Source organism: Micromonospora sp. NPDC005220, from assembly GCF_040607895.1.
Taxonomy (GTDB): domain Bacteria; phylum Actinomycetota; class Actinomycetes; order Mycobacteriales; family Micromonosporaceae; genus Micromonospora.
Genome location: NZ_JBEXHP010000055.1, coordinates 1 through 24,975, shown reverse-complemented (window position 1 = coordinate 24,975; position 24,975 = coordinate 1). Strand labels below are relative to the sequence as shown.

22 protein-coding genes and 1 pseudogene are annotated in these 24,975 nt (G+C 72.9%); 6 read left to right on the top strand and 17 right to left on the bottom strand.

What is annotated here, in order from left to right; translation table 11 throughout:
- Positions 1-83 precede the first annotated feature (83 nt).
- Complete coding sequence (gene nhaA, locus ABZU52_RS20295) at positions 84-1,451, top strand: Na+/H+ antiporter NhaA (protein WP_354972551.1); 1,368 nt, start codon at positions 84-86, stop codon at positions 1,449-1,451.
- A gap of 73 nt (positions 1,452-1,524) precedes the next feature.
- Here nhaA and ABZU52_RS20290 read toward each other — a convergent pair whose 3' ends face one another.
- From ABZU52_RS20290 to ABZU52_RS20250, 9 genes are all read right to left on the bottom strand, one after another.
- The gene (locus ABZU52_RS20290) at positions 1,525-1,722 is read right to left on the bottom strand and encodes a hypothetical protein (protein ID WP_354972550.1); all 198 of its coding nucleotides are present in this window, start codon (positions 1,720-1,722) and stop codon (positions 1,525-1,527) included.
- Between the two features lie 226 nt (positions 1,723-1,948).
- Positions 1,949-2,311 (bottom strand): DUF1622 domain-containing protein, encoded by a 363-nt coding sequence (locus tag ABZU52_RS20285; protein ID WP_354972549.1) that lies wholly within the window; start codon positions 2,309-2,311, stop codon positions 1,949-1,951.
- Between the two features lie 82 nt (positions 2,312-2,393).
- Entirely contained in the window at positions 2,394-2,981 is a 588-nt protein-coding gene (locus tag ABZU52_RS20280) for a TMEM165/GDT1 family protein (protein ID WP_124854391.1), read from the bottom strand.
- A gap of 218 nt (positions 2,982-3,199) precedes the next feature.
- A complete protein-coding gene (egtD, locus tag ABZU52_RS20275) occupies positions 3,200-4,165 on the bottom strand; it encodes an L-histidine N(alpha)-methyltransferase (protein ID WP_354972548.1) in 966 nt (321 codons plus the stop codon).
- A gap of 21 nt (positions 4,166-4,186) precedes the next feature.
- Entirely contained in the window at positions 4,187-4,963 is a 777-nt protein-coding gene (gene egtC / locus ABZU52_RS20270) for an ergothioneine biosynthesis protein EgtC (RefSeq protein ID WP_354972547.1), read from the bottom strand.
- 43 nt (positions 4,964-5,006) lie between these two features.
- Positions 5,007-6,329, bottom strand: a complete 1,323-nt coding sequence (gene egtB, locus ABZU52_RS20265) for an ergothioneine biosynthesis protein EgtB (protein WP_354972546.1) — start codon at positions 6,327-6,329, stop codon at positions 5,007-5,009.
- A 116-nt stretch (positions 6,330-6,445) separates the two neighbouring features.
- A complete protein-coding gene (gene egtA, locus ABZU52_RS20260; RefSeq protein WP_354972545.1) occupies positions 6,446-7,681 on the bottom strand; it encodes an ergothioneine biosynthesis glutamate--cysteine ligase EgtA in 1,236 nt (411 codons plus the stop codon).
- A 156-nt stretch (positions 7,682-7,837) separates the two neighbouring features.
- Positions 7,838-8,659, bottom strand: a complete 822-nt coding sequence (locus tag ABZU52_RS20255; protein ID WP_354972544.1) for a hypothetical protein — start codon at positions 8,657-8,659, stop codon at positions 7,838-7,840.
- A gap of 16 nt (positions 8,660-8,675) precedes the next feature.
- On the bottom strand, positions 8,676-9,308 hold the full coding sequence (locus ABZU52_RS20250) for an RNA polymerase sigma factor (protein WP_354972563.1): 633 nt from the start codon (positions 9,306-9,308) through the stop codon (positions 8,676-8,678).
- A 532-nt stretch (positions 9,309-9,840) separates the two neighbouring features.
- On the opposite strand from ABZU52_RS20250, the gene ABZU52_RS20245 reads away from it, so the two are divergent.
- The gene (locus tag ABZU52_RS20245; protein ID WP_354972543.1) at positions 9,841-11,208 is read left to right on the top strand and encodes a protein kinase; all 1,368 of its coding nucleotides are present in this window, start codon (positions 9,841-9,843) and stop codon (positions 11,206-11,208) included.
- Between the two features lie 124 nt (positions 11,209-11,332).
- Positions 11,333-12,595: a nucleotide sugar dehydrogenase gene (locus ABZU52_RS20240; RefSeq protein ID WP_354972542.1), complete on the top strand. Its 1,263-nt coding sequence runs from the start codon at positions 11,333-11,335 to the stop codon at positions 12,593-12,595.
- A 93-nt stretch (positions 12,596-12,688) separates the two neighbouring features.
- Here the strand turns inward: ABZU52_RS20240 and ABZU52_RS20235 are convergent, their stop codons facing one another.
- A complete protein-coding gene (locus tag ABZU52_RS20235) occupies positions 12,689-15,163 on the bottom strand; it encodes an ABC transporter permease (protein ID WP_354972541.1) in 2,475 nt (824 codons plus the stop codon).
- Between the two features lie 26 nt (positions 15,164-15,189).
- On the opposite strand from ABZU52_RS20235, the gene ABZU52_RS20230 reads away from it, so the two are divergent.
- The gene (locus tag ABZU52_RS20230; protein ID WP_354972540.1) at positions 15,190-15,327 is read left to right on the top strand and encodes a hypothetical protein; all 138 of its coding nucleotides are present in this window, start codon (positions 15,190-15,192) and stop codon (positions 15,325-15,327) included.
- Here ABZU52_RS20230 and ABZU52_RS20225 read toward each other — a convergent pair.
- The 3 genes from ABZU52_RS20225 to ABZU52_RS20215 are packed head-to-tail and all read right to left on the bottom strand — an operon-like array spanning position 15,311 to position 17,948.
- The gene (locus ABZU52_RS20225) at positions 15,311-15,976 is read right to left on the bottom strand and encodes a response regulator transcription factor (RefSeq protein ID WP_354972539.1); all 666 of its coding nucleotides are present in this window, start codon (positions 15,974-15,976) and stop codon (positions 15,311-15,313) included. The genes ABZU52_RS20230 and ABZU52_RS20225 overlap by 17 nt on opposite strands.
- A complete protein-coding gene (locus tag ABZU52_RS20220) occupies positions 15,973-17,193 on the bottom strand; it encodes a sensor histidine kinase (protein ID WP_354972538.1) in 1,221 nt (406 codons plus the stop codon). Before ABZU52_RS20220 ends, ABZU52_RS20225 begins: the two co-directional genes overlap by 4 nt.
- A gap of 47 nt (positions 17,194-17,240) precedes the next feature.
- Positions 17,241-17,948: a DUF305 domain-containing protein gene (locus ABZU52_RS20215; protein WP_354972537.1), complete on the bottom strand. Its 708-nt coding sequence runs from the start codon at positions 17,946-17,948 to the stop codon at positions 17,241-17,243.
- A 138-nt stretch (positions 17,949-18,086) separates the two neighbouring features.
- On the opposite strand from ABZU52_RS20215, the gene ABZU52_RS20210 reads away from it, so the two are divergent.
- Positions 18,087-19,532, top strand: a complete 1,446-nt coding sequence (locus ABZU52_RS20210; protein ID WP_354972536.1) for a hypothetical protein — start codon at positions 18,087-18,089, stop codon at positions 19,530-19,532.
- A gap of 147 nt (positions 19,533-19,679) precedes the next feature.
- On the top strand, positions 19,680-20,891 hold the full coding sequence (locus tag ABZU52_RS20205) for an SLC13 family permease (protein ID WP_354972535.1): 1,212 nt from the start codon (positions 19,680-19,682) through the stop codon (positions 20,889-20,891).
- Positions 20,892-20,912: 21 nt separating this feature from the next.
- Here ABZU52_RS20205 and ABZU52_RS20200 read toward each other — a convergent pair whose 3' ends face one another.
- The 4 genes and pseudogenes from ABZU52_RS20200 to ABZU52_RS20185 all read right to left on the bottom strand — a co-directional run.
- Positions 20,913-22,502: an asparagine synthase-related protein gene (locus ABZU52_RS20200; RefSeq protein ID WP_354972534.1), complete on the bottom strand. Its 1,590-nt coding sequence runs from the start codon at positions 22,500-22,502 to the stop codon at positions 20,913-20,915.
- Between the two features lie 4 nt (positions 22,503-22,506).
- The gene (locus ABZU52_RS20195) at positions 22,507-23,475 is read right to left on the bottom strand and encodes a DUF5715 family protein (RefSeq protein WP_354972533.1); all 969 of its coding nucleotides are present in this window, start codon (positions 23,473-23,475) and stop codon (positions 22,507-22,509) included.
- 161 nt (positions 23,476-23,636) lie between these two features.
- The gene (locus ABZU52_RS20190; RefSeq protein ID WP_354972532.1) at positions 23,637-24,467 is read right to left on the bottom strand and encodes an isocitrate lyase/phosphoenolpyruvate mutase family protein; all 831 of its coding nucleotides are present in this window, start codon (positions 24,465-24,467) and stop codon (positions 23,637-23,639) included.
- Between the two features lie 74 nt (positions 24,468-24,541).
- A pseudogene (locus ABZU52_RS20185) lies at positions 24,542-24,975 on the bottom strand (transcriptional regulator); the annotation flags it as partial.

Genomic DNA, 24,975 nt, shown 5'->3' with positions numbered 1-24,975 from the left:
GGATAGGGTCGACAGCGGTGTGCCGGGAAGCCTGGTCGGCGAGTCGATTCCTGCTGCCCCGACTCCCCTAGGTGAGCCCGCCCATGAACTCCCGCACCCCACCGCCCGGGCCACGTCCGCCGAAGATCCGGCTGTTCTCCCGATCATCCTGGCCCGAGGCCCGGCACCTGGCCGACGTGCTGCGTACCGAAACCGTCGGTGGCGCGTTGCTGCTGTCGGGCGCCGTCATCGCGCTGCTCTGGGCCAACTCCCCGTGGTCCGACTCGTACACCCGGCTCGGCGAGGTGGTGCCCTGGCCGGGCGCGCCCTGGCACCTCGACCTGGACCTGGCCACCTGGGCGGCGGACGGACTGCTGGCCATCTTCTTCTTCGTGGTGGGCCTGGAGCTCAAACGGGAGTTCGTCGCCGGTGACCTCCGCGACCCGCGCCGGGCCGCGCTGCCGGTGGCGGCCGCGCTCGGCGGGATGCTGCTGCCGGCGCTGATCTACGTGGCGGTGGTCCTGAGCGGGGGCGGGGAGGGCCTGCGCGGTTGGGCCATCCCCACCGCCACGGACATCGCTTTCGCGCTCGCCGTGCTCGCGGTGGTCAGCTCACATCTGCCCCAGGGCCTACGCGCATTCCTGCTCACCCTCGCGGTGGTCGACGACCTGTTCGCGATCACCATCATCGCGATCTTCTACACCGCCGACTTCCACCCCGTTCCGCTGCTCGCCGCGCTGGCGCCGATCGGGCTCTTCGCCGTGCTGGTGCAGCGGGGGCGTACCTGGTGGTGGGCGCTGATCCCGCTCGCGATCGCCGCCTGGACACTGATGCACGCCTCGGGCGTACACGCCACGGTGGCCGGTGTGCTGCTCGGCTTCACGGTGCCGGTGCTCGCCCGCCGACGGGCGGGCGGCGACCGGCCAACCGCCGCCGACGCGGGCGCGGCGGGGGCGGGCGAGGACGGGCTCGCCGCGCGCCTGGAGCATCGCTGGCGGCCGGTGTCGGCCGGCTTCGCGGTGCCGGTCTTCGCCCTGTTCGCCGCCGGGGTCACCCTGCGCGGCACCGACCTGGGCGCCCTGCTGACCGACCCGATGGTGATCGCCATCGTCGCCGGCCTGGTGTTGGGCAAGTGCATCGGCATCTTCGGCTCGACCTACCTGCTGGCCCGGTTCACCCGCGCCGAACTCGACGAGGACATCACCTGGGCCGACCTGCTCGGGATCGCCCTGCTGGCCGGCGTCGGGTTCACCGTCTCACTGCTCATCGGCGACCTGGCCTTCGGGGCGGGCAGCACGGCCGACGACCGGGTCAAGGCGGCCGTGCTGCTCGGCTCGGTGATCTCCGCCGGGCTGGCCGCCGCGGTGCTCAGCCGCCGCAACGCGACGTACCGCAGGGTGGCGGAGCGGGAACGGCTGGACGCCGACGGCGACGGCGTACCCGACGTCTACCAGCACCCCGACGCCCGCTGAACGGTTCGGCGCGGCCCGCGGACCGGCGAAGCGGGCCGACGAGCTGTCGCGCACCGGCCGCGAGGGCGTGCGATCAGCGGCGACGATCGGCGGGCGGCAGGTCCTCGGTCTCCTCGGCCAGCGCCTCGGCTGTCGGTCCGGTCAGGTCGTCGCCCGGCACCGCCACCTCCTCGACGCGATCCTCCTCGTCGGACTTCCCGCCGGGCGGCGGCTCCGGAGCGGTGGCAGCGCCGGAGTAGCCGTACTCGTTCGGTTCGTCGTGCCGGGCCATGTGGTCATCCTCCCGCTCTTCCCGTTTCACCTGTCGAGGCCAACGGTAGGCGGTGATCGTCGTCGGCGCAGGGCGCCGGGGATTGTCGGCCGGACCACGGTGGTGGCCTGCTCAGCGCCGCCCCGAGCAGCTCACGCAGGGCGATGATCGCCGCCGCCGTACCAACCCGGCTCCCCGGCGAGCCGGAGCAGGCCGGCCGCGGTGAGCAGGTCCAGCAGGGCGTCCATCACGGTCGGCGCCCACCGTCGGCCACCTGACGTTGCTCCTGGCGGATCTCGCGGCCCAGGAAGTAGTTCAACGCTGTTCGGATCGTCGCGATCGCTGCCAGTTGGCCGATCTGCTCGAACGACGGCGACAGCGCCGTACGCAGCACGTCGGCCGCCAACTGGAACTCCAGGCCGAGGGTCAGGAAACGGCCCAGCGAGAGCCGGATCGGCGTGAAACGGTCGGCGGTGCGGTGTCGCAGCCCCTCGACCACGAACCGCACCACCGCCCACACCGCACCCACGAAGATCACCAGCGCGCCGGCCACCTCCACCACAGCAACCAGCACCTGGTCGCCGTGGCGCAGCAACTCGGCCGGCTCCACCCCGGGCAGTTACCCGCCCTCGGGTCAGCTAGGCCCTGTTTCCCCAGACCGGGCTGGCCTGCGGCGGGCCCGGACGATGCGCTCAGGTCAGCTCGTTCACCGCCTCCAGGATCAGCCAGAGACCGGAGATCGCGAAGAGGATCGCGGCGCCGTACTTGATGGTCTTCTCCGGCAGCCGCCGACCGAGCATCCGGCCGACCAGGATGGCCAACGCGTCCGCGGCCACCATGCCGATGGTGGAGCCGAGCCAGGTGCCGAACCAGCCGTACTTGGTGGCCAGCGTGATGGTGGCGAGCATCGTCTTGTCACCCAGCTCGGCGAGGAAGAACGCCACCGACACCGCCACCAGCGCGGTCTTGTTGGTCTTCTCCGCCTTGCGCTTCTCCTCCTCGGTGAGCTTGTCCCCGCGTAGCGTCCACGCACCGAACCCGAGGAACGCCACGCCGGCCACCAGGGAGATCCACTCGGTCGGCAGCACCGCCCCGAGACTCGCGCCGATGGCGACCGACGCCAGGTGCACCACCGCGGTGGCGACCGTGATGCCGATCAGCACCGGGATCGGTTTGAACCGCGTGGCGAAGGTCAGCGCCATCAGCTGGGACTTGTCCCCCAGCTCGGCGACGAAGATGACGCCGAAGCTGACGACCAGCGCGGCGAAAAATCCCTCCATGACGTCCTTTCCGTTCACGCCGGGAGGAGGTACAGGGGCGCCCTCGACCCGGCTGCAACAGCCTGAGTCGAAGGTCTCGCCCGCCCCGAGGAAACCGGGGCCGCGTGGCCGGATGCGGAACGCACCAGTATGTCGACCACGACATTGGGGGCTACTCCCCTTCGCGTGATCAGCCTATCGGATCACCGCCCGGAGCGGACGAGCCGGGGTGAACAGGCTCACTGCGCCCGCGCCAGCGTCACGCCGAAGAGCGCGTCCGGGTCGGTCCAGAACTCCACCGTGGCGAAGCCGGCCGCCGCCAGCTCCGCGGCGATCCCCGCCGGGTGGAACTTCGCCGACACCTCGGTACGCAGCTCCTCCCCCGCCGCGAAATCGACGGTCAGCCCCAGCACCCGCACCCGCATCGGCCGGGTCGCCCGCAACCGCATCTCGATCCACTCCTGCTGGGCATCCCAGACGGCGACGTGCTCAAACGCGGCCGGGTCGAAGTCGGCACCCAACTCGCGATTGATCACGTGCAGCACGTTGCGGTTGAACTCGGCGGTGACCCCGGCGGCGTCGTCGTACGCGGGCACGATCACCGACGGGTCCTTCACCAGGTCCGTGCCGAGCAACAGCCAGTCGCCGACCTCCAGCGCGCTGCGCATCGAGGTGAGGAACTCGGCCCGCTCGGCAGGCAACAGGTTGCCGATGGTGCCGCCGAGGAACACCACCAACCGCCGGCCGCCGGTGGGCAGCCGGTCCAGTTGCCGGGTGAAGTCCCCCACGATGCCCCGGACCCGCAGGTGGGGATAGTCGGCGGCGATCTGGGCGGTGGACCCGCGCAGCGCGCTCACCGACACGTCGAGCGGGACGAACGTGCCCAGCCCACCCCGGCGGGTGAAGGCGTCCAGCAGCAGCCGGGTCTTCTCCGACGAACCGGAGCCCAACTCGATGAGCGTCTTGGCCCCGGTCAGCGCCGCGATGTCAGGGGCGTGCGCGGCCAGCACCGCCCGCTCCGCCCGGGTGGGGTAGTACTCGGGCAGTCGGGTGATCTCCTCGAAGAGTTCGCTGCCCCGGGCGTCGTAGAACCACTTCGGCGGCAGCCACTTCGGCTCGGCGCTCAGCCCGGCCCGGACGTCGTCGCGCAGGCCGCGCTCCAGGTCACCCTCTTCGAGGTAGATCTCCAGGGGTTCCGCGGTCATCGGTTTCGCTCCTCTGTTCGATCAAGCGTTGCCTGCCTGCCCGGCGTGGCGCACCGGGGTCGGCAGTGGACGTACCCGCACCTCACCCGCGGTGGCGACGACCAGGTGCCCCTCCGGCACCGACCGCCACCCGGGATCGTCGTCGTGTGGCTCGGAGGCGAGCAGCACCGAACCCGGCGTCTCGCGGACCGACAGCGCGTGCCCCGCCACGCTGGCCAGCACCCGGTGCCCGTCGGTGAGCAGCAGGTTGAGCCGCGACCCGGGTGCGGCGGCGGCAACGTCGCTCACCGTCCGCCCGACCGCCTCGGCCGGGTCGACGCCGGCGCGCAACCGGTGCCGCACCAGCGCCCAGAGCAGCGCCGAGTCGGTGGCGGCGTCCAGGGTGAGCAGGTCACGCACCGGCAGCTCGGCGGCGAGCGGCACCACGGCGTCCGGCCAGCCGCGAACCACACCGTTGTGGCTGAACAGCCACCGCCCCTCGGCAAAGGGCGCCGCCGCGCCGTCCAGCACCGCCATCCCGACGGTGGCCGAACGCACCGCCGCCAGCACCGCCGAGCTGCGGGTCACCGCAGCGAGCTGGGCGATGGTCGGGTCGCTCCAGATCGGCTGCGCCCTGCGGTACCGCACCGGCTCACCCTCGCCCGGGTACCAGCCGACACCGAACCCGTCGGCGTTGATCGTGCCGCCGCCGCGCATGTCCCGGGGCGCCCAGGACTGCCGTACCAGCGAATGCGGGGGGTCGAACAACAGCTCGGCCAGAGTGACCGGCGGCCCCAGGTAGGCCAGGTGGCGACACATCAGCGCCCCCGACCCGCCGCCGGGCCGCCGGTCGCGCGGCCCCTCACCGGTACGACTCGTCCGGTCGCGCGTCCCGGGCGCAGCGGAAACCGCTGAAGATCTGCCGGCGGATCGGATAGTCCCAGTTCCGGAAGGTGCCCCGACAGGCAGAACGGTCGGTGCCGAACGAGCCACCGCGCAACACCCGGTAGTCGCCGCCGAAGAAGACCTCCGAGTATTCGCGGTAGGGGAACGGGGTGAACCCCGGATGCCCGTCGAACGCCGTCGAGGTCCACTCCCAGACATCGCCGATCAGCTGGTGCACACCCAACGGCGAGGCGCCGGCCGGGTACGCGCCCACCGGCGCCGGCCGCAGATGGCGCTGGTCGAGGTTGGCGTGCGCCTCGGTCGGGTCGTCGTCCCCCCAGGGGTAACGGCGCGACCGCCCGGTCGTCGGATCCCACCGGGCCGCCTTCTCCCACTCCGCCTCGGTCGGCAGCCGCTTGCCGGCCCACGCCGCGTACGCCTGCGCCTCGTACCAGCACACGTGCACCACCGGCTCGTCGGCGCGAACCCGCGCCCACTGACCGAAACGCCGATACGACCAGTCGTCGCCGTCCCGACGCCAGTGCATCGGCGCGCTGAGCTGCTCCCGAACCCGATGCTCCCAGCCGGCCGGGCTCCACCAGCGCTGCTCGGTGTAGCCGCCGTCGGCGATGAACGCCGCGTACTGGCCGTTGGTCACCGGGGCGGCGTCGATGACGTACGCCGGGAGATCGACCCGGTGCGCCGGACGTTCGTTGTCCAACGCCCACGGATCGGTGTCGGTGCCCATGGTGAACTCGCCGGCCGGCACCAGCACCTCCGCGCCGACCCGGACCGACGGCTCGGGCGGCGCCGGGGCGTGCAGCACCGCCGGCCCCGAGCGCAACTGGTGGGTGGCGAGCATGGTCTCGTCGTGCTGCTGCTCGTGCTGCACGATCATGCCGAAGGCGAACCCGTCGGCGACCAGCGGCCGCTCGGTGAAGGTCACCGCGTCGAGCAGGTCGTGCACCTTGTCCCGGACGGTGGCCAGGTAGGCGCGCGCCTCCGCGGGCGGCAACAGGGGCAGCGCGGGACGGTCCCGACGCGGCTGCTTGAACGCGTCGTACAGCTCGTCGATGTCACACCGGACCGGCTCCCGGCCCCCGACGTCACGGACCAACCAGAGCTCCTCCTGGTTACCCACGTGGGCAAGGTCCCAGACCAGCGGCGACATCAGCGGTGAGTGCTGGCGGGTCAGGTCGGCGTCGTCGACCACCTCGGTCAACAAACTGGTCCGGGCCCGGGCCCGCGCCAACTCCACCGCGATACGGTCACGCAACCCCGGCTCACTCCTCGCGCTCACCGAACCGCCCTCCGTTCGCGACTGCGAGGCTCGCAACCCCGGCTCACTCCTCGCGCTCACCGAACCGCCCTCCGTTCGCGACTGCGAGGCTCGCAACCCCGGCTCACTCCTCGCGCTCACTGGTCTCTCCTCTCTGCGGCGGCCAGCCGCCGACGTACCCCCCGCTGGATCTCGTCGTGGGTGTTGGCCGGCAGCTCCAGTCGGGGCAGGGCGGTCAACGCCAGGTCGAGCAGCCCCGCCGCGGCGGCGGCCAGCGCCGGGTCGGTCAGGCCGTGCCGGGCGGCGGCCGACCATCGGTGCGCCACCGGCGTGGCGATCGTGTACGCCTCGCGCACGGTGCCCGGGTCCTCGAACAGTGCGGTCAGCACCGCCAGCGGCAGCTGCCAACCCCGACCGGGTTGGGCGTCCAGGTAGCGCAGCTCCAGGTAGCCGCGCGGCCGCACCGGCGGAAAGAGGGTGCTGACGTGGTAGTCGAGGTCATCGGTGGTGGGCGGCTGTGGCAGCGCGCCGTCGAGCCAGTCGGCGAAGGTCACGCCGGGCGGCGCGGCCCAGTCGGCGTCGTGCCGGCGCAGACAGAGCAGCGGCGCGGCGAGCACGTAGCTGATCCACGCGTCGGTCGGATCGTCCTCGGCGCGAGCGGGTGACCAGACCGGGCGGGTCCGGGTCGGGTCGATGGCCAGCCAGGCCGCCATCCGGGCGGAGGCCCAACCGGTACGCCTACCGGCGTGTCGAGCGGCCGAGGCGAACGCCGCGAGCAGTGGGGGCCCGACCGCGTGGGCCGCGGCCCAGCGGTCAACGACCTGGTCCGGCTCACCGGCGTCGAGGCAGATCTGCAGGCCGGCGGTGCTGTACATCATCGTGCGGCCGGCCGGGCCACGGCGGTCGAAGGCCCCGCGCATCGCGCGGTAGCGGGGGGTTTCCACCACCGGGCGGGGCCGTCGGTGGGGGTCGATGCCGCTGCCGCCGAGGATCAGCCCGGCGGCGGCCAGCAGGTCGGTGACCTGGGCGATGTCGGCCTCGGTCGCGCGGATCAACGCGGCCACCGAGCGGCGGGGCGGGGTGGAGATCTCCAACTGGCCACCCGGCTCCAGGGTGACCATGCCGCCGTGTCGCAGCGGGTCGGCTGGGCTGGTGGCATCCAGCGTGGCGGGGCTGTGCCGCCCCAGCGCCGTCCGGAGCCGCGTCGCGTCGACGGGGCGAGCGGGATCGGCGGCGTCGTGCACGGTCCATTCCAGTTCGACGCCGGTGTGGGTGGGTGGGCCGGTCTTGAAGCAGATCCGGGCCAGGTGTCGGGTTGCGGCTGCGGACTCGCGCAGAATGGCGCTGCGGTCCAGGTCGGGTGACGTCACCAAGGGTCTGGCCCCCTCTCCATGCGCCGGGTCCGGCACACTGTGCCACCGTAAACCCACCCACCGACACCGGCGGGGGGCGTGCACGGCGCCACCAATCTCTGTCTAACAGACGGATTTCCGATGCAGGGCGGAACCCAACCGCTCCAGCGCGACCGGTCAGCCCTCGTCGGGGTGGCCCGGTCGCGGCGGCGACGGCGGGGCCTTCACCGATGGGGACGACTTGCCCTTAGCCGACTTGGAGGGGGTGGCCTTCGCCGACTCGGACGGCTTCGTCTCGGGCACCAGCCGCTGGCAGTACGCCTCGACCTCGGCCGGGCCGCCGGCGGCGGTCACCAGCTTCTGGAAGCCCGGCGTGCGCAGCGCCTTCTCCCGCTGCTCGGGCTTTTTCGCTCGCCACGCGCGACACAGTCCGTGCACCTGCCCGACGATGGCGGGACTGGCCGGCGTGGCGGTGACCGGCGGCGGCGCGACCGGCGACGGGGCGCCGGGGCCCATCGATCGGGTGGGCTCGGGCGACCGGGTCGCGCCCTGGTGCGGCGAGGGTGACAGGTGCGACGGTGCTGGTGCGACCGGGTCTGGCGCCCGGTCCCGGGTGACCGCGGCGAAGGCGGCCCCGGCGGTGGCGGTGGCGGCCACCGCGCCGATCCAGGCCACCGCGCCGGTGGTCACCCGGCGACGGCCTGGCCGCTGCGGCACCGCTGGCGCCGGGTTGGCCCGGGCGGCTCGGAACGCGGCCAGCGCGACCTCCTCGCCCGCCAACTCGGATGGGCGGACCGGTCCGGCCGCTGCGGCGAGCAACGCGGCCACCGGCTCGACCGGGGGCACGTTCGACGCGCTCAGGCGCACCCGAGGTGATGACGCGCCGGACCCCTCTGGCGTGGCGGAGTGGCCCTGATCCGGGGTGGCGTTCGCTCGGGCGTGAGCCGCGTCGAGCAGCCGCTCGGTGTCGGCGTGATCGGTCCGCCGGAACGGGTTCATCGGGAGTCCCCTCACGTCAGCCGTCCGCCGGTTCGACGTGCGGTGCTCGCAGGGCGGGGCCACTGCCTGTGCGCGGCGACGGCACCCCCTCGGCCCCGACCGGCGGCCCGGCCGGGCTCTGCCGCTCCAACAGCACCGCGAGCCGGCGCAGACCCCGGTGAGCGGCGGTCCGCACCGCGCCGGCCCGGCGGCCCAGCACCCGGCCGGCGGATCCCGCGTCCAGCCCGATCACGGCCCGCAGCAGGACCGCTTCGGCCTCGCGGGGCGGCAGGGTGGCGATCAGCGCGAGGGCGGTCTCGGTACCGATCGTCTCGCTGGCCTTCTCCGCGGTGTCCGCGTCGCTGGCCAGATCGACCAGCGTCTGCACCGGGACCGGGAGCGAGGGCCTGCGGCGCATCCGGCGCAGGTGGTCCATCGCGCGGTTACGAGCGATGGTGACCGTCCAGGCCCGGAACTCACCCCCGGTGAAGCCGGGCAGGTCACGGGAGATCTGGAGCCAGGTCTCGGAGGCGACGTCCTCGGCGTCGGCGCCGACGAGGGCGGTCAGGTACCGCAGCAGCCCGGGCTGGAGGTTGCGGTACAAAAAGCGGAACGCCTCCTCGTCTCCGGCCTGAGCGGCACGCACCACCTCCGACAGGTCGGCGGTCATCCGCGGCCCGCGCATCGCCGTGGGCACGCCGGCCCGATTCGCGGCGCTGGCGCACCCCACGCGGTACAAGTCGTCCGCCCGATCAGCACCCGCACCGCCCTCCGCCGCTCTGATTGTGCCCGCGACAACGATTGTCGGGGCGGCGTGTCCGTGGCCAACACCAGGGTGGTCGATCGGCGCGCTGCCCGCCGAGGTAGCCGGGCGGGCCTGAGTCGGGCCAACGCTAGGAGGAGGCTCAGGACGCGACAAGTCGGCGTCGTGTCACGGAAGGGTGACAATTATCAACCCCACCGTGCGGCGCGTCGCTGTAACGCCCCGTGCGCAGGAGACGCCAACCGCTTCTGAAGGCGCTTTTCTGCCACCATCGACGACCTGGACGACGGAAATTGTCGCTTTTCGTGACACCGCACATCCGCACCGTCATAGAGGCCGAGCGTCCACACAGGTCAGGCCGAATCAGCCAGCGTTAACCAGCCGCCCGGCGGCCCTGCCGCGGCGCGCCGCGCCGCGGCACTCTAGGTACGGTAATGCGGTGTTGTCATCGGAGGTCGTGCTCAGCGGTCGCTACCGCTTGGACGAACGTGTCGCCACGGGCGGCATGGGCGACGTTTGGCGTGCTTCCGACCTGATCCTCGGCCGACAGGTCGCGGTCAAGGTTCTGCTGCCGGCGCTGGTGTCCGATCCCGACTTCATCGCCCGGTTCCGTGCTGAGGCACGGATCATGGCGGCGCTGCGGCACCCCGGCATCGTGCAGGTCTTCGACTGCGGCGCGGACGACCTCCCCGACGGCAGCCGGGCGGACTACCTCGTCATGGAGTTCGTCGCCGGCGAGCCGTTGTCCAAGCGGATCGAGGCGGCCGGGCGGCTCGACGTGACCGAGGCGATGTCGATCGTGGCCCAGGCGGCCGCGGCGCTCAACGCGGCGCATCGTGGCGGCATCGTGCACCGCGACGTCAAGCCCAGCAACCTGCTCGTGCAGGAGGACGGCACTGTCGTCCTGGTCGACTTCGGGGTGGCCCGCTCCACCGACATCACCAGCATCACCAGCACCAACGCGGTGCCTGGCACCGCCCTCTACATGGCGCCCGAGCAGGCCGCCGGCCGGCCGGTCAGCGGCGCCACCGACATCTACGCCCTGGGCGCGGTCACCTACTGCTGCCTCACCGGCAGTCCGCCGTTCACCGGTGACAATCCGCTCCAGGTCGCCGTCCGGCACCTGGACGACGAGCCGCCGGAGCTGCCGCACGAGATTCCGGAGGCGGTTCGCGCCCTGGTCTCGCGGGCCCTGGCCAAGGATCCGCTGGAGCGGTTCAGCAGCGGAGCGGCGATGGCCGAGGCCGCTCGGACGGCGGTCACCGACGGCGAGCCGCCGACGGCGATGGCCACACCGGTCGCGCTGCGCGACGCCGGGCCGGGCACCCGCACGGACGTGCCGGCCGGCGCGGCGGTGGCGAACGGGCGCCGGCGACGGCGGGGTCCGCTGGTGGGCGCGGCCGCGGCCATGCTGGTCGCGCTGGTCGGGCTCGGCGCGGCGCTGGCCGCGGCGCGCAACACCGGCGAGGAACCGGCGGTCCGCCTGCCGACCACGTCGCCGACGGTGGCGCCGAGCGGCGCCGCCGAACTGCCCGCGGCGAACGAGCAGATCACCAGCGTCGAGCCGGGTCGGCCCGACCGGCCGCGCGCTCCCGGCAACTCCCCGTCGGCCTCGGTCACCGCCACGCCGACCCTGCAGCCCAGCCAGACGGTCGACCCGCCGACGCCGACGGCGGGCGTCACCACGGCGCCGCCGACCAGCGCGGCGCCCACCACCGGCGCCCCGCCGCCGACCAGCGCGGCGCCGTCTGATCCACCCGCAACGTCCAGCCCGCCTGTCGATCCGGAGGTGCCGGCGGGCGGTTGAGCCGCCCGCTGTCGCCAACCCCGGCAGCCCCACCCGCACCGAGATCCCCAAAACGGACTTACGTCGCCGAAGGCGCCTCTAGGCTCTCAGCAGGCCATTTACACCATCTGCTGTGGGAGCCTGGGTGAGCGCTGAAAAGCTGGTCGTGATCGGTCAGGGGTATGTCGGACTGCCGCTGGCCATGCGGGCCGTCGAGGCGGGGCTCGACGTGATCGGTCTCGACGTCGACGCCGACCGGGTGAAGCGTCTCGCCTCCGGCGAGTCGTTCGTCGAGGACATCCCGGCCGACCGGCTGGGCCGGGCGTTGGGCAGCGGCCGCTACCAGCCGAGCACGGAGTACACCGACGCCGACGGGTTCGACATCTGCGTCATCACGGTGCCTACTCCGCTGCGCGACGGCACCCCGGACCTGAGCTTCGTCGAGCAGGCCGGCATCGGTATCGGCCCGTACGTACGCCCGGGCTGCACGGTGATCCTGGAATCGACCACGTACCCCGGCACCACCGAGGAGTTGCTGCGACCGCTGTTGGAGTCGGCCAGCGGGCTGACCAGCCCCGGCGAATTCCACCTGGGCTACAGCCCGGAGCGGATCGACCCGGGCAACCCCACCTGGCGACTGGAGAACACCCCGAAGGTCGTCTCCGGTGTGGACGCGGCGTCGCTGGCCCGGGTGGACGAGTTCTACCAGCGCCTGGTGGAACGCACCGTACCGGTGGACTCCACCCGGGTCGCCGAGCTGACCAAGCTGATCGAGAACACCTTCCGCCAGGTCAACATCGCGTTGATCAACGAACTGACCATGCTCTCGCACCACCTCGACATCGACGTCTGGCAGGCGATCGACGCCGCCTCGACCAAACCGTTCGGCTTCCTGCCGTTCCGGCCCGGCCCCGGCGTCGGCGGGCACTGCCTGCCGATCGACCCGTGCTACCTGTCCTGGCAGGTCAAGCGCCGCCTCGGTCGGCAGTTCCGGTTCGTCGAACTGGCCAACGACGTCAACCACGAGATGCCCGAACACGTCGCGCAGCGGATCATGGGAGGGCTGAACCGGGACGGCCGGGCCGTCAGCGGCGCCCGACTGCTGCTGCTCGGTCTGGCGTACAAGAAGAACACCGGCGACATGCGCGACTCCCCCGCCGTGGACGTGGCGCGTCGGCTGCAGGCCCTCGGTGCCGAGGTGCACGCCGTCGAGCCGTACGCGGAGGCGCACCAGATCCCCGCCGGGGTCACCGTGGTCGGGCTCACCGAGCGGGAGGTGCGCGCGGCCGACGCGGTGGTGGTGGTCACCGACCATGACATCTTCGACTACGACCTCGTGGTCAAGCACGCCCGCTACGTCTTCGACACCCGCAACCGGTGCGTCGGCCCGATGGTCGAGCGCCTGTAGACCCGGCACCGCTGGCCGGTCCCGCCGCCGGGGAAGATGGCGGGACCGGCCAGCGGATGTCCGTCTGGTGGCACTGACGGAACCCGGCCGGGGTCACTGGTCGGCGAGCGCCTCGACGACCGGGCGGGACAGCGCCCGGCGGGCCGGCAGCACCGAGGCGAGCAGGGCGGCCAGCGCCGCGACGCCGAGGATCAGCCCGAGCTGACCGAGCGGCAGCACCACGTGGAAGTCGCCGCCGAGGCGATCCAGCAGGGCCATCGCGGACGCGCTGACGCCGGTGCCGAGGCCGATGCCGAGCACCGCGCCGACCAGCGCCATCAGCACCGCCTCGACGGCGAGCACCGCCCGCATCCGCCCTCGGGTGAGCCCGACCGCCCGCAGTACGGCGTTCTCCCTGGTCCGTTCGACCACCGACAGGCTCAGGGTGTTCGCCACGCCGACCAGGGCGATCACCACGGCCAGCCCGAGCAGCGCGGTGACGAAGGCGAGCAGCATGTCCACCGTGCCGGTGAGCATCTTCTTGTACGCGCCCTGGTCCATCAGGTTCACCGTCGGGTAACGGCCCAGCACCGTGGTGATCGCGTCGCGGGCGCGTTCGGGGCTCACCCCGGCGGCGGGGTCGATCTCGGCCAGGTAGCCCCGCTGGGCGGGGAAGAGCGCCGTGAAGTCCTCATCGGACAGGTCGATGACGTGACCTGCGGGCACCTCGCCGGCGGGTGTGTCGTCGGTGACCACGGCGGCCACCCGGAACGGCTTTCCCCTGACGGTCACCGGGGAGCCGACCTGCCAGCCGCGTGCCCGTGCCAACTCGCGGTGCACCAGCACCTGTCCCGGCCCGACCCGGTCGGCGTCGCCGGCCAGCACCCCGCTCAGGGTCCGGCCGACGAGGGCTGGGTGGGCCGCCCGGATCTCGACGTCGTCGACGACCGTGCTGCGCTGCTCGTGCACCACCCCCAGCTCGGGACGGGAGGCCAGCTCACCGACGAGCGCGGCCGGCAGGTCCTGACCGATTCCACTGACCACGAAGTCGGTGCCGATCTGGGCGTCCACGCTGCGTTCGATGCCGTCCTTGGTGCTGCGCGCGCCGACCATGAACGCCGACACCAGTCCGATCCCGATCACCAGCGCGGTAGCGGTCGCGGCGACCCGCCGTGGATTGCGCACCGTGTTGGTGACCGCCAGCTCACCGATGGTGCCGAGCACGCGCCGTACCGGCCAGCCGAACAGCCGGGCCAGCGCCGGGACGAGCACCGGCCCGAACAGGACGATCCCGAAGAAGCTGAGCACCCCACCGGCAGCCACCAGCAGCAGCTGGGCGGCGCTGGCGGCGCCGGCCAGCGCGGCGACACCGACGGCGAGCACCACCGCGCCGACGGTCAGCCGCACCCGACCGGCACCCCGGCTGGGCTGCACCGCGGCGTCGGTGAGCGCGGCCACCGGGGCGATCCGCGTTCCCCGCCAGGCCGGCAGCAGGGCGGCGCACACGGTCAGCCCGGTGCCCAGCAGCAGGCCGGTCAGCACGGTCGAGCCGGTCACGGTCAGGCTCCCGGTGACCGGCGCGTCCAGTCGGGACAGCAGCAGCCGTAACCCGCCGGCGAGGGCCACCCCGAGCAGCAACCCGAGCGCGGAGGCGACCAGCCCCAGCACGGCCGACTCCAGCACTGTGGACCGGAAGACCTGCCCCCGGGTGGCGCCGATCAGGCGCAGCAGCGCGGTCCGTCGGGTGCGCTGGGCCAGCACGATCGCGAAGGTGTTGGCGATCACGAAGCCGGCCACCACGATCGCGACCCCCACGAAGATCAGCAACAGCATGCGGAACTGGTCCACGTTGCGGACCGCGTCCTCCACGGCCTCGTCGAGGATCTGCTGGCGACTCTTCACTGTGGCTTCGGCGCCGGCCACCGCACGTACCCGCTCGGTCACCGCCGCGACGTCGGCGCCCGGTCGGGTAGCCACCAGGACGCGGCCGTAGCCCCGCTCGCCGGTGAGGGCCATCGCGTCCGGCCCGACCAGGCCGACGAACGGACCACCGACGTCGCGGGCGGTGCCGGCCACGTCGACGGTGCCGACCAGGGTGTACGGGCGGGCCGCCCCGCCGGTGGCGCCGATCCGGACCGTCGCGCCGAGCCCGAAGCCCTGCTCGGCCGCCGTCGGCGCGTCGAGCACCACCTCCCCGGCCCGGTCGGGCAACCGGCCGGCCACCACGTCGTACGAGCGCAGCGCGTCCTCGGTGGGGATGGCGACCAGCATGGTGAAGCCGAGCACCGGCCGACCGTCGGCGCCGACGATCCCGGCGGTGTTGGTCAGCTCGCCGGCGGCGGCGGTCACCCCGTCGACCGCCCGCACCCGGTCGACCAGGGCCGGCGGCAACAGCTCGCGGCCGGCCGAGTAGACACCCAGGTCGGTGTGCCGGTCGAAGGCGCCGGCCCGCTCGTACGCTCCGGCCCGCATCCCGTCGACGAAGATCATCGTGCCGGCGACGAACGCGACGCCGAGCACGACGGCGAGCGCCGACAGCAGCATGCGCAGCGCCTCGGCGCGCAACGAACGCAGGGTCAGGCGGATCATGCGGGGCTCCCGGTGCAGGTGGCGGCTTGGACCCCTCCGACGCTATGACCGGCACCGGTCTGTCGATCTCCACCTGCGCGCTCGACCTGGCTGCGCCCCGGGTCGCGGTGCGCGCCTCGGCCGCTACGACCCAGGTCGTACGCGGTGTCATCCGCCGGGCGTGATCAGCCCGCTCTCGTACGCCAGGACCACCGCCTGAACCCGGTCGCGTAGCTGGAGTTTCGCCAGGATCCGCCCGACGTGGGTCTTCACCGTCGCCTCGGCCACGTGCACCCGGGCGGCGATCTCCGCGTTGGACAGCCCCTGGGCGACCAGCAGCAGCACCTCCCGTTCCCGTTCGGTGAGCTGCGCGAGTCGAGGGTCGGCGCTCGGGGCGGCGCCGAGCTGCCCGGCGAACCGGTCCAGCAGCCGCCGGGTGATCGACGGAGCCACCACCGAGTCGCCCTGGGCCACCACCCGGATCGCGGCCAGCAGCTCCTCCGGCGGAACGTTCTTGAGCAGGAAGCCACTCGCCCCGGCCTGCAGCGCCGCGAACGCGTCCGCCTCGGTGTCGAAGGTGGTCAGCACCAGCACCCGGGGTCCACCCGCGGGCCGCTCGGCGCAGAGCCGCCGGGTCGCCTCCACCCCGTCCATGGTGGGCATCCGGATGTCCATCACGACGACGTCGGCCTCGGTGCGGGCGAGCACCCGCAGGGCGTCCGCGCCGTCGATCGCCTCCCCGACGACCTCCAGGTCCGGCTGGGAGTCCAGCACCATCCGGAACCCGGCGCGGACCAGCGCCTGGTCGTCCACGATCACCACCCGGACCGTCATGCCGCGATCACCTCCGTTGCCGGCTCCGACGGTAGCGGCAGCCGTACCTCGACCTTCCAGCCCCCGGTCGGCCGGGGACCGGCGGTGAGGCTGCCGTCGTACACCGTCACCCGCTCCCGCATGCCGAGCAGGCCGTGACCGCCGGTCGGCGCCGGGCTGACCAGCGGGCGGCCGTGACCGTCGTCGACCACCCGGACCTCCACGGCCTCGGCGGTGTACGACAGGACGACCTCGACGCCGGCGCCGACGCCGGCGTGCTTGAGCGCGTTGGTCAGCGCCTCCTGCACCACCCGGTAGACGGTCAGCTCCAGGCCGGGCGGCAGGGCCGGCGGCGTACCGGTGACGGTGCTGCGGATGTGCAGGCCGGCGTCGTCGAATCGGGCCAGCAGGTCCGGCAGTTCGGCCAGGGCGAGGCGCCGGTGCTCGGGGTCGGCCGCCACCGCCAGCTCGTCGGATCCGTAGGCGTCGGCCGGGCCGGCGTCGCGCAGGACGCCGACCAGCCGGCGCATCTCTTCGAGGGCCTGCCGGCCGGTGTCCGCGACCACCTTCACGGCGGTCCGCGCCTGGGCGGGGTCACGGTCGAGCATGAACCGGGCGCCGTCGGCCTGGACGATCATGACGGCCATGCTGTGGGCGACCACGTCGTGCAGTTCACGGGCGATCCGGGTGCGCTCCTCGGCGACCGCCGCCCGGGACTCGGCCTCCCGCTCGCGTTCCAGGGTGGTGGCCCGTTCCTCAAGGCTGAGCACGTAGAGCCGGCGGGTCCGCACGTTCAGCGCGACCAGCCACACCGCGCCGGTGACCAGCGCGTACCACAGTGCGGTCGCCCACCACTGGATGACGTTGGGGGTCTGCGCGGCGGCCAGCAGCACGCCGACGGCCGCGACCGCGCCGGCCAGCACGCCGTCGCGCAGCCGCCGGCCGTACTTCACCACGCTGTAGAGCGCGATCAGGACCGCCACGTCGTAGATGAGCGGGCCCCACCGGGCGATCACCTGGATCAGGGCGAGCACCGCGACCGCCACCGTCACCGCGCCGGGGTGGGTGCGCCGGAACAGCAGCGCCACCGCCATGCCCAGGCCGACCGCAGTGGCCGCCCAACCGCCCGGCTGGTTCACCGCCGCGGCCACGGAGACGAGCACCACCAGGGCGGCGACGGCCACGTCGAAGGCGACGCCGCGCAGCGGGCGACCGAACAGGGTGCGTCTCACGGTCACCCAGCGTACGTGTCGAAACGTGCGGCCCTCGCGCCCGCGCCCCGAGGTCAGCGGCTGAGGATCTCGCGCATCCGGTCGATCTCGACGGTCTGCTCGGTGGCGACGGAGTTGGCGAACTCGTTGAGCGTCAGGTCGGAGCCGACCGTGAGCAGGTTGGTGGCCAGCTCGATGGCGCCCTGATGGTGCTCGGTCATCATCCGGACGAAGAGTTGGTCGAAGTCCGCGCCCCGGACCGCGGCGAGCTGCCGCATCGCCTCGGGCGACTGCATGCCGCGCATGGTGCCGTGGTCGTGCCCCGGCACCTCCGCCGGGAGGCCACGGGTCTGCAACCAGCCGCGCATCATGCCCATCTCCGGCCCCTGGCTGGCCCGGATGCGCTCGGCGATGGCCCGGACGTCGGGGTCGGCGGCCCGGTCGGGGGCGAGCTCCGCCATCGCCAGGGCCTGCGCGTGGTGCGGGATCATCATCCGGACGAACCAGACGTCCAGCGAGTTGTGCGGGGCGGGGCCGGCGTCGCGGACCTCGTGTGCCGGGCGGGTGGCCGCCGTCTCGCCCGGTCGGCCGGGAGCGATGACGGTCAGGTCGGTGGGGACGGGGCTGGCGGTCGGCGACGCGGCGGAGGTGGCGGGTGCGGAGACCGGCTGCGGCGAGCGGGTACCGGTGTCGCCGTCGAGGCGGACCACCATGAACACCACCAGCGGCAACGTGAGCGCCAGTGTGACGACCGCCAGGGTGCGCGCGCGCCGGTTGGTCATGGGCCACTCCCTGCAGTCGAGGTCACCGCGATGCTATCTATTGAAGAACCCACTTTGATGTGATCCACCTCACATCGACGTTCTTCGCCGGACGGTAACGTGTCAACCATCGTCTCCCCCTTGCGAAGGGCCCCGCCGATGATCAGACTCCACAAGCCACGGTTACGACAACTGCGTGTCGTGGCGCTCGCCACGACCGGCCTCCTCGTCGCCAGCGCCCTCGTCGCCCCGGCGAGCAACGCCCAGACGGTGCCGCAGGCGGCGCCAGCCCCCGCGCTCACCAACACGATCCCCGGCGTCGACGAGATCGTGAGCAGCCCCAACCTGCGTCAGATCGCCAACGTGCCCAAGGTCGCCCCGCTGGACGCGACCAACAGCGACATCGCCTTCCAGGGCAAGTACGCGTTCGCCGGCAACTACAACGGCTTCGTCATCTACGACATCTCGCGGCCCAGTGCGCCGACGGTCAAGGCCCGGGTGCTCTGCCCGGGGTCGCAGAACGACATCTCCGTCCACGGTGACCTGCTCTTCCTTTCCACCGACTCGTCCCGCAGCGACGACTCCTGCAACAGCACCCCGCAGGGGGCGGACGTGAAGGGCTCGTGGGAGGGCATCAAGGTCTTCGACATCAAGGACAAGGCCAACCCGCGCTACATCAAGTCCGTCGAGACCGCCTGCGGCTCACACACCCACACCCTGGTGCCGGGCAAGGACCGCAAGGCCGTCTACCTGTACGTCTCCTCGTACAGCCCGCGGGCCGAGTTCCCGGACTGCCAGCCGCCGCACGACTCCATCTCCATCATCAAGGTGCCGGTGAAGAAGCCGACCGACGCGGCAGTGGTCGCGACGCCGAACCTCTTCCCGGACGGCGGGTTCCCCGGCAGCCCGACCGGCTCGGCGACCACCGGTTGCCACGACATCACCGCCTACCCGTCGAAGGACCTGGCCGCCGGTGCCTGCATGGGTGACGGCATCCTGCTCGACATCAAGAACCGCGAGGCGCCCCGCGTCATCAACCGGGTCCGGGACGAGGTCAACTTCGCGTTCTGGCACTCGGCCACCTTCAACAACTCCGGCACCAAGGTGATCTTCACCGACGAGCTGGGTGGTGGCGGGGCGGCGACCTGCAACGAGACCGTCGGCCCGAACCGGGGCGCGGACGCCATCTACGACATCGCCGGCCGTGGCGACGCCCGGACGATGACGTTCCGTAGCTACTACAAGATCCCCCGGGCGAACGCCAACACCGAGAACTGCGTGGCGCACAACGGCTCGCTGATCCCGGTGCTCGGCAAGGACATCATGGTCCAGGCGTGGTACCAGGGTGGCATCTCGGTGTTCGACTTCACCGACTCGGCCAACCCGAAGGAGATCGCCTTCTGGGAGCGGGGCCCGCTCTCGGCCGACACGTTGGTCGGCGGTGGCAGCTGGTCCGCGTACTACTACAACGGCCACATCTACTCCAACGACTTGGTCAAGGGCCTGGACGTCCTGGAGCTGAACGACTGGCGTACCTGGTCGGCCAAGCTGACCCGCTACCCGGAGCTCAACGTGCAGACCCAGCCCAGCTACCTGAGCTGGTAGGCACCGCGCAGCACACCGGGCCCGGCTCCCGTTCCACGGGGGCCGGGCCCGGCCCGTACCCGGCGGCAGGGTCGGCACCGTGGGGCTGGTCACCAGGGCGAGGGGTTGCCGGGCATTTGGCCAGACCCTGTGCCAACGTGAACAGTTGTGACCCTCGCAGCCCCACCCGAACCGACCACACGCTGGCGGCCCCACCCGCTGGACCTGGTAGCGGCCGTCCTCGCCGTGGTCGGCGCGGCCTGCGCGCTGAGCGGGCTGCTCCCCCGCGCGGAAACCACCGCCACCCTGCACCGGATCCTGCCGCTGCTGCTCTTCCTCGGCACCGTGATCGTCCTCGCCGAGCTGACCGCCGTGGCCGGTGTCTTCGACGTGCTGGCCAGCCGACTGGCCCGGGCCTCGCGCGGCAGGTGGGCCGCGCTGTTCCTGCTCTGCGGCGGTCTCGCCACGCTGACCACCCTCGTGCTCAACCTCGACACCACCGCCGTGCTGCTCACCCCGGTGCTGCTCGCGCTGGCCCGGAACCTCCGCATCCCGGCCGCCCCGCTCGCCGTCACCACGGTCTGGCTGGCGAACACCGCGAGCCTGCTGCTGCCGGTCTCCAACCTGACCAACCTGCTCGCCGCCGACCGGGTCGGGCTGGCACCCCTGGCGTACGCGGCCCGCATGGCGTTGCCGCAGCTCGCCGCCGTGGCGGTCACCATGGCCCTGCTCTGGTTCGGGTGGTGGCGGCGGGAGCGGCCCGCCGGTGGGCGTTTCGTCCCGCCGGCCCGGCACGTGCCGGCCGACCCGGTCCTGCACCGGATCGCGGTCGTCGGTTGCCTGATCTTCGTCGCCGGCATTCTCGCCGGCGTGGAGATCGGGCTCGCCTCCACCGTCGCGGCCGCGCTGGTGCTGGTCGGATTTCTGGTCCGCTCCCCCGGCACGTTGCGCCCGGGGCTGGTCCCGGTACGCCTGCTGTTCTTCGTCACCGGCCTGTTCCTGGTGGTGCAGACCCTCGGCCGGCACGGGCTGGACGACCTGGTCGGCACCCTGCTCGGCGCCGACGGTGGCGCGTTGGGCGCCCTGCGCGCCGGTGGCACCGGGGCGCTGCTCGCCAACGCGGTGAACAACCTGCCCGCCTACCTGGCCGGTGAGTCGGTGCTGCCGACCGGTGATCACACCCGCCTGCTGGCCCTGCTGATCGGCACCAACGTCGGCCCGCTGGCCGCCCCCTGGGCGTCGTTGGCCACCCTGTTGTGGTTCGAGCGGTGCCGGGCGGCCGGGGTGGCCGTGCCGATCACCCGGTTCGTGCTGACCAGCACCCTGCTCGCGGTCACCGCGACGCTCGCCGCGGTCGGCGCGCTGCTGCTGGTCACCTGAGCGCGCCGAGGCTGGTAGCCGTCAGTGGCGGGCCGGACGCGGGCCGACCAGCCGGCGGACCATCGGGGCCGCGTTCCACTTGGCCGCGCCGACCAGGTCGCGGGCGTGCTCCAGGACCGTGTAGTCGGGTCGGGTCAGCCCGTCGGCGATGGCCCGGTCCAGGTCGTTGCCGCAGCGGCTCAGCACGGTGTCGAAGTCCCGACGGACCGGCTCCTGAAGGTCGTAGCCGAACGAGCGGTGCAGCCGGGCGAAGAGCGGCTTGTACAGCCGGACCCGCTCGTGCAATCCCGACGAGTACGACATCGGGTTCTTCGGACGGTGGAGGATGTAGTCGGGCAGCACGTCGGCGAACGCCCGTCGGACGATCCACTTCTCCTGCCCGTGGCGCAGCTTCAGATCCACCGGCAGCCGCATCGCCAGCTCCACCACGCTGAGGTCGAGGAACGGCACCCGGGCCTCCACGCCGTGGCCCATGGCGGCCCGGTCGACCCGCTGCAACTCGGTGCGGCACAGGTTGCGGATCCGGTGCAGGAACAGCCTGCGGGCCGCCGCCGGGGCGACCTGGTGATACATCGGGTACCCGCCGAACAGCTCGTCGGAGCCGTCGCCGGTCAGCACCACCTTGATGCCCAGGTCGCGGAGCCGCCGGAAGATCGGCACCGAGACGACCGCGTTGATGATGTCGCCGTACTCGGTCAGCTCGGAGATCCGGATGGCCTCGCGGACGTCGGCGAGCCGGATGTCGCGCGGACGCAGCTCGACCACCACGTGCGGCACGTCGAGGTCGGCGGCGAGCCGCCGGGCGTACGCCACGTCGGGGCTGTCCGGCACGCCGACCGTCACCGCGACGCAGTCCGGGTGGATGTCGCGTACCTGGCGCAGGGTCAGCGAGCTGTCCAGGCCACCGGAGAGCACCACTCCGACGGTCAGGTCGGTCTCCACCCGCATCCGGATCGAGTCGCTGAGCGCGGCGCGGACCAGCAGCGCGGCCTCGTCCGGGTCGTCGATGAGCGGCAGGCCGTCGCCGATGGTGAGCAGGTCGACGTACGGGCTCAGTCGTACGTGCCCGTCCGCGTCCGCCCAGCCGTGGTGCCCGGGCGGCACCTCGGCGATCGGGGCGCCGTGCCCGACGAGCGCCTTGACCTCGGAGGCGAGCTGTAGGCAGCCGGGGCGGCGGGACCAGTACAGCGGCTTGACCCCGAGCGGGTCGCGGGCCAGGTACGCCCGGCCGGTGGCCCGTTCGACGACCGCGAAGGCGTACTCTCCGCGCAGCCGGGTGACCGTCGCCTCGCCCCACTGCTGGAACGCGGCGAGCAGCACCTCAGTGTCGCTCTCGGTGCGGAAGACCTGACCGAGGCGGGTCAACTGCGCCCGCAACTCCCGATAGTTGAAGATCTCGCCGTTGAAGCAGAGCAGCCACCGCTCGTCGGTCGAGGTCCACGGCTGCACCGCCCGGTCCCGGTCGACGATCCGCAGCCGACGGGTGCCGGCGAGCAGCCCGCTCTCGGACCGGGTCTCGGTGACCTCACCGCGCGGAGCCAGGGCGGCGAGCATCCGCCGGAAGGTCGCCGGGTCGGCCTCAGGGCCGATGCTCAACGCGATGCCGCACACCGGCTCAGACCCCCATCTCGGCTTCGTACGCCCGGCGTAGCCGACGCCGGGCGGTGGGCGCGAGACACAGGTGCCAGGCCTGCCCCTCGTCGATCACGTTCAGCTCGCCTGCCTGCTGCCGGCTCAGCAGCAGCTCCGCCAGGGCGTCCCGGGCACCGAAACGCTCGAACCAGGCCAGCTCGACATCGGCCGAGTAGCCGAGGCAGTGCCCGCTGGGCAGCATCGCCGCGTAACCCAGGCGACGCAGCCGGTACTGGTGCTCGGCGCTGCGGACCAGGCTGGTCACCCAGAGCGGCGGGGTGGCCGGCGGCGCGACGGCGGTGAACTCCCGTCCGATGTCGTTGAGCAGCGCCACCACCTCGCGGCGGGCGCGGCGGAACAGCAACCCTGCGGTGCGCGGGGTGGCGTCGGGTCGTAGCCGGCGACGCAGCCCGCGCGCGGCTCGACCCAGCATCGTGGCGGGCTGCTCCTGGTAGCGGAAGCGCAGCAGGTCGCGGCGGCGCAGCCACTCCAGGTCGACCAGCTCGGCGCTGCCGTTGACCTGGTCGTCGGTGACGAAGGTCGGCGCGTCCTGCCACCACAGCACGTCGATGCGGGAGAGCAGGTAGATCCGGACCAGTGCGCTGAGGTCCCTCGCCGAGGTGCGATCGTTCGGGCGGTAGCGGGCCATCTCCAGCAGCAGCGTCTCGCGCGCGCCGATGATCCCCTGCGGGGTGGCGTCGAGGACCGCGGCGAGCGCCGGCTCCCGCAGTCGCTCGTCGATGAGCACCTGCCGGGCCCGGGTGCTCGCCGCGTCGGCCAGGGCGCCGACCTCGACCAGCAGCTCGGCGACGGCGGCCCGGTAGGCGGCCAGGTCGGCGGCGGGCACGGGAACCCGGCGGGGGGTCACTCCGGAGGGCCGACGGCGGGCCGGAGCGGTGGGCGACGGAGGCGAACCGGGCTGCTGTCCCGGGCTACGGCTGGGCACTCGCATGACGGGGTCCCTTCCTCCGGTCACGACACTGGGTGTTCGCCCTGAAACCACCGTAATCATCAGGAGTGGAACGGACCGAACATTTCTCCTATTTCCCCCTCGAATGGGGCGGGGACGACGCACCCGCCTGGAGGCGACCCATGGTTGTGGCGACCAACACCTCACCCACCGACGCCCGCCGACGCCGCCGCTCCGGTCGGCACCAGGGCCTGCACCTCGGCGTACGACGGTGGTCCCGCCGCTGCGGTGGGCCCGCCGTGGCGGACCGCGTCGGCGGCGGCGAGCGCGGCGCCCAGCGCGGCCCGGAACAGCAGCGAGCCGGTGCTGACCCGGGCAACCCCGGTGGCGGTCAGCTCGGCCAGCCCTGGGCCGCCCGGCTGGTACAGCGCGTTCACCGGCGCGTCGATCCGCTCAGTCAGGATGCGCAGGATGGCCAGGTCGACGGTGCCGGGCACGAAAATCCCGTCGGCACCGGCCGCCCGGTAGGCACGGGACCGGGCGAGGGTCTGCGACAGCGGGTCGTCCACCCCGAGCCACCAGGTGTCGGTGCGGGCGTTGACGAACAGCTCCGGCACCGCCGCCTTCACCGCCGCGACCTTGTCAGCGGTGCAGGCGGCATCGGCGAGGCTGCCGTCGGCCCGCCCGTCTTCCAGGTTGATCCCGACCACGCCGAGCCCGGCCAGCTCCGCGACGTACTCGGCGACCTCGGCCGGGTCGTCGCTGAACCCGGCCTCCACGTCCACGCTGAGCAGCACCGGCAGCCGAGCCAGCCGGCGGGCCAGGGCGAGGGTCTGCACGGCGGTGGACCCGGTGCCGTCCGGTCGGCCGGCGGCCGCGGCGACACCGAGGCTGGTGGTGCCGACCGCCGGGTAGCCACGCGCGGCGAGCGCCGCCGCCGAGGCGTGGTCCCACGCGTTGGGCAGCAGCAGCGGGCGGCCGGCGCGGTGCAGGGCGTGAAACGCGGGCGCGAGAACGGGCCAGTTGTCAGTCACCGCCCGACCGTAGGGCGCGAACCTTTCGCCCCACACCGAACGATCCCCCGCCGCGGTCGCCTGCGCCTCGCCGCTCAGGCGCGGCCGCTCGTGGGTGGCGCGGCTATCGGCGGGTCGAGGGTGTGTTCGGGGATGGACAGGGCTTCGGCCAGGCCAGGGCGGCCGGTGGGAGTGAGACGGACGGCGCGGCCAGCGCCCCGACTGATCCAGCCCAGGTCGGTGAAGCGGCGGCAGAGCGCCGCGCCGAGCGCTCCGGCCAGGTGCGGGCGGCGTTCGGTCCAGTCCAGGCAGTCGCGGACCACCGGGCGGCGGGCGGCGCGCAGCACCTCCACGGGTACGCCCAACCCGGCGGCCCAGGCCCAGCCGTCGGGCGTCAGCGCCAACCCGCTGGACCGGTCGAGCCGGCGCTCGCGCAGCAGCGCGTCGTACATCAGCACGCCCAGCCTCCCGGCCAGGTGGTCGTAGCAGGTCCGGGCGTACGCCAGGGATGCGGTGGCGGTCGTCGCCC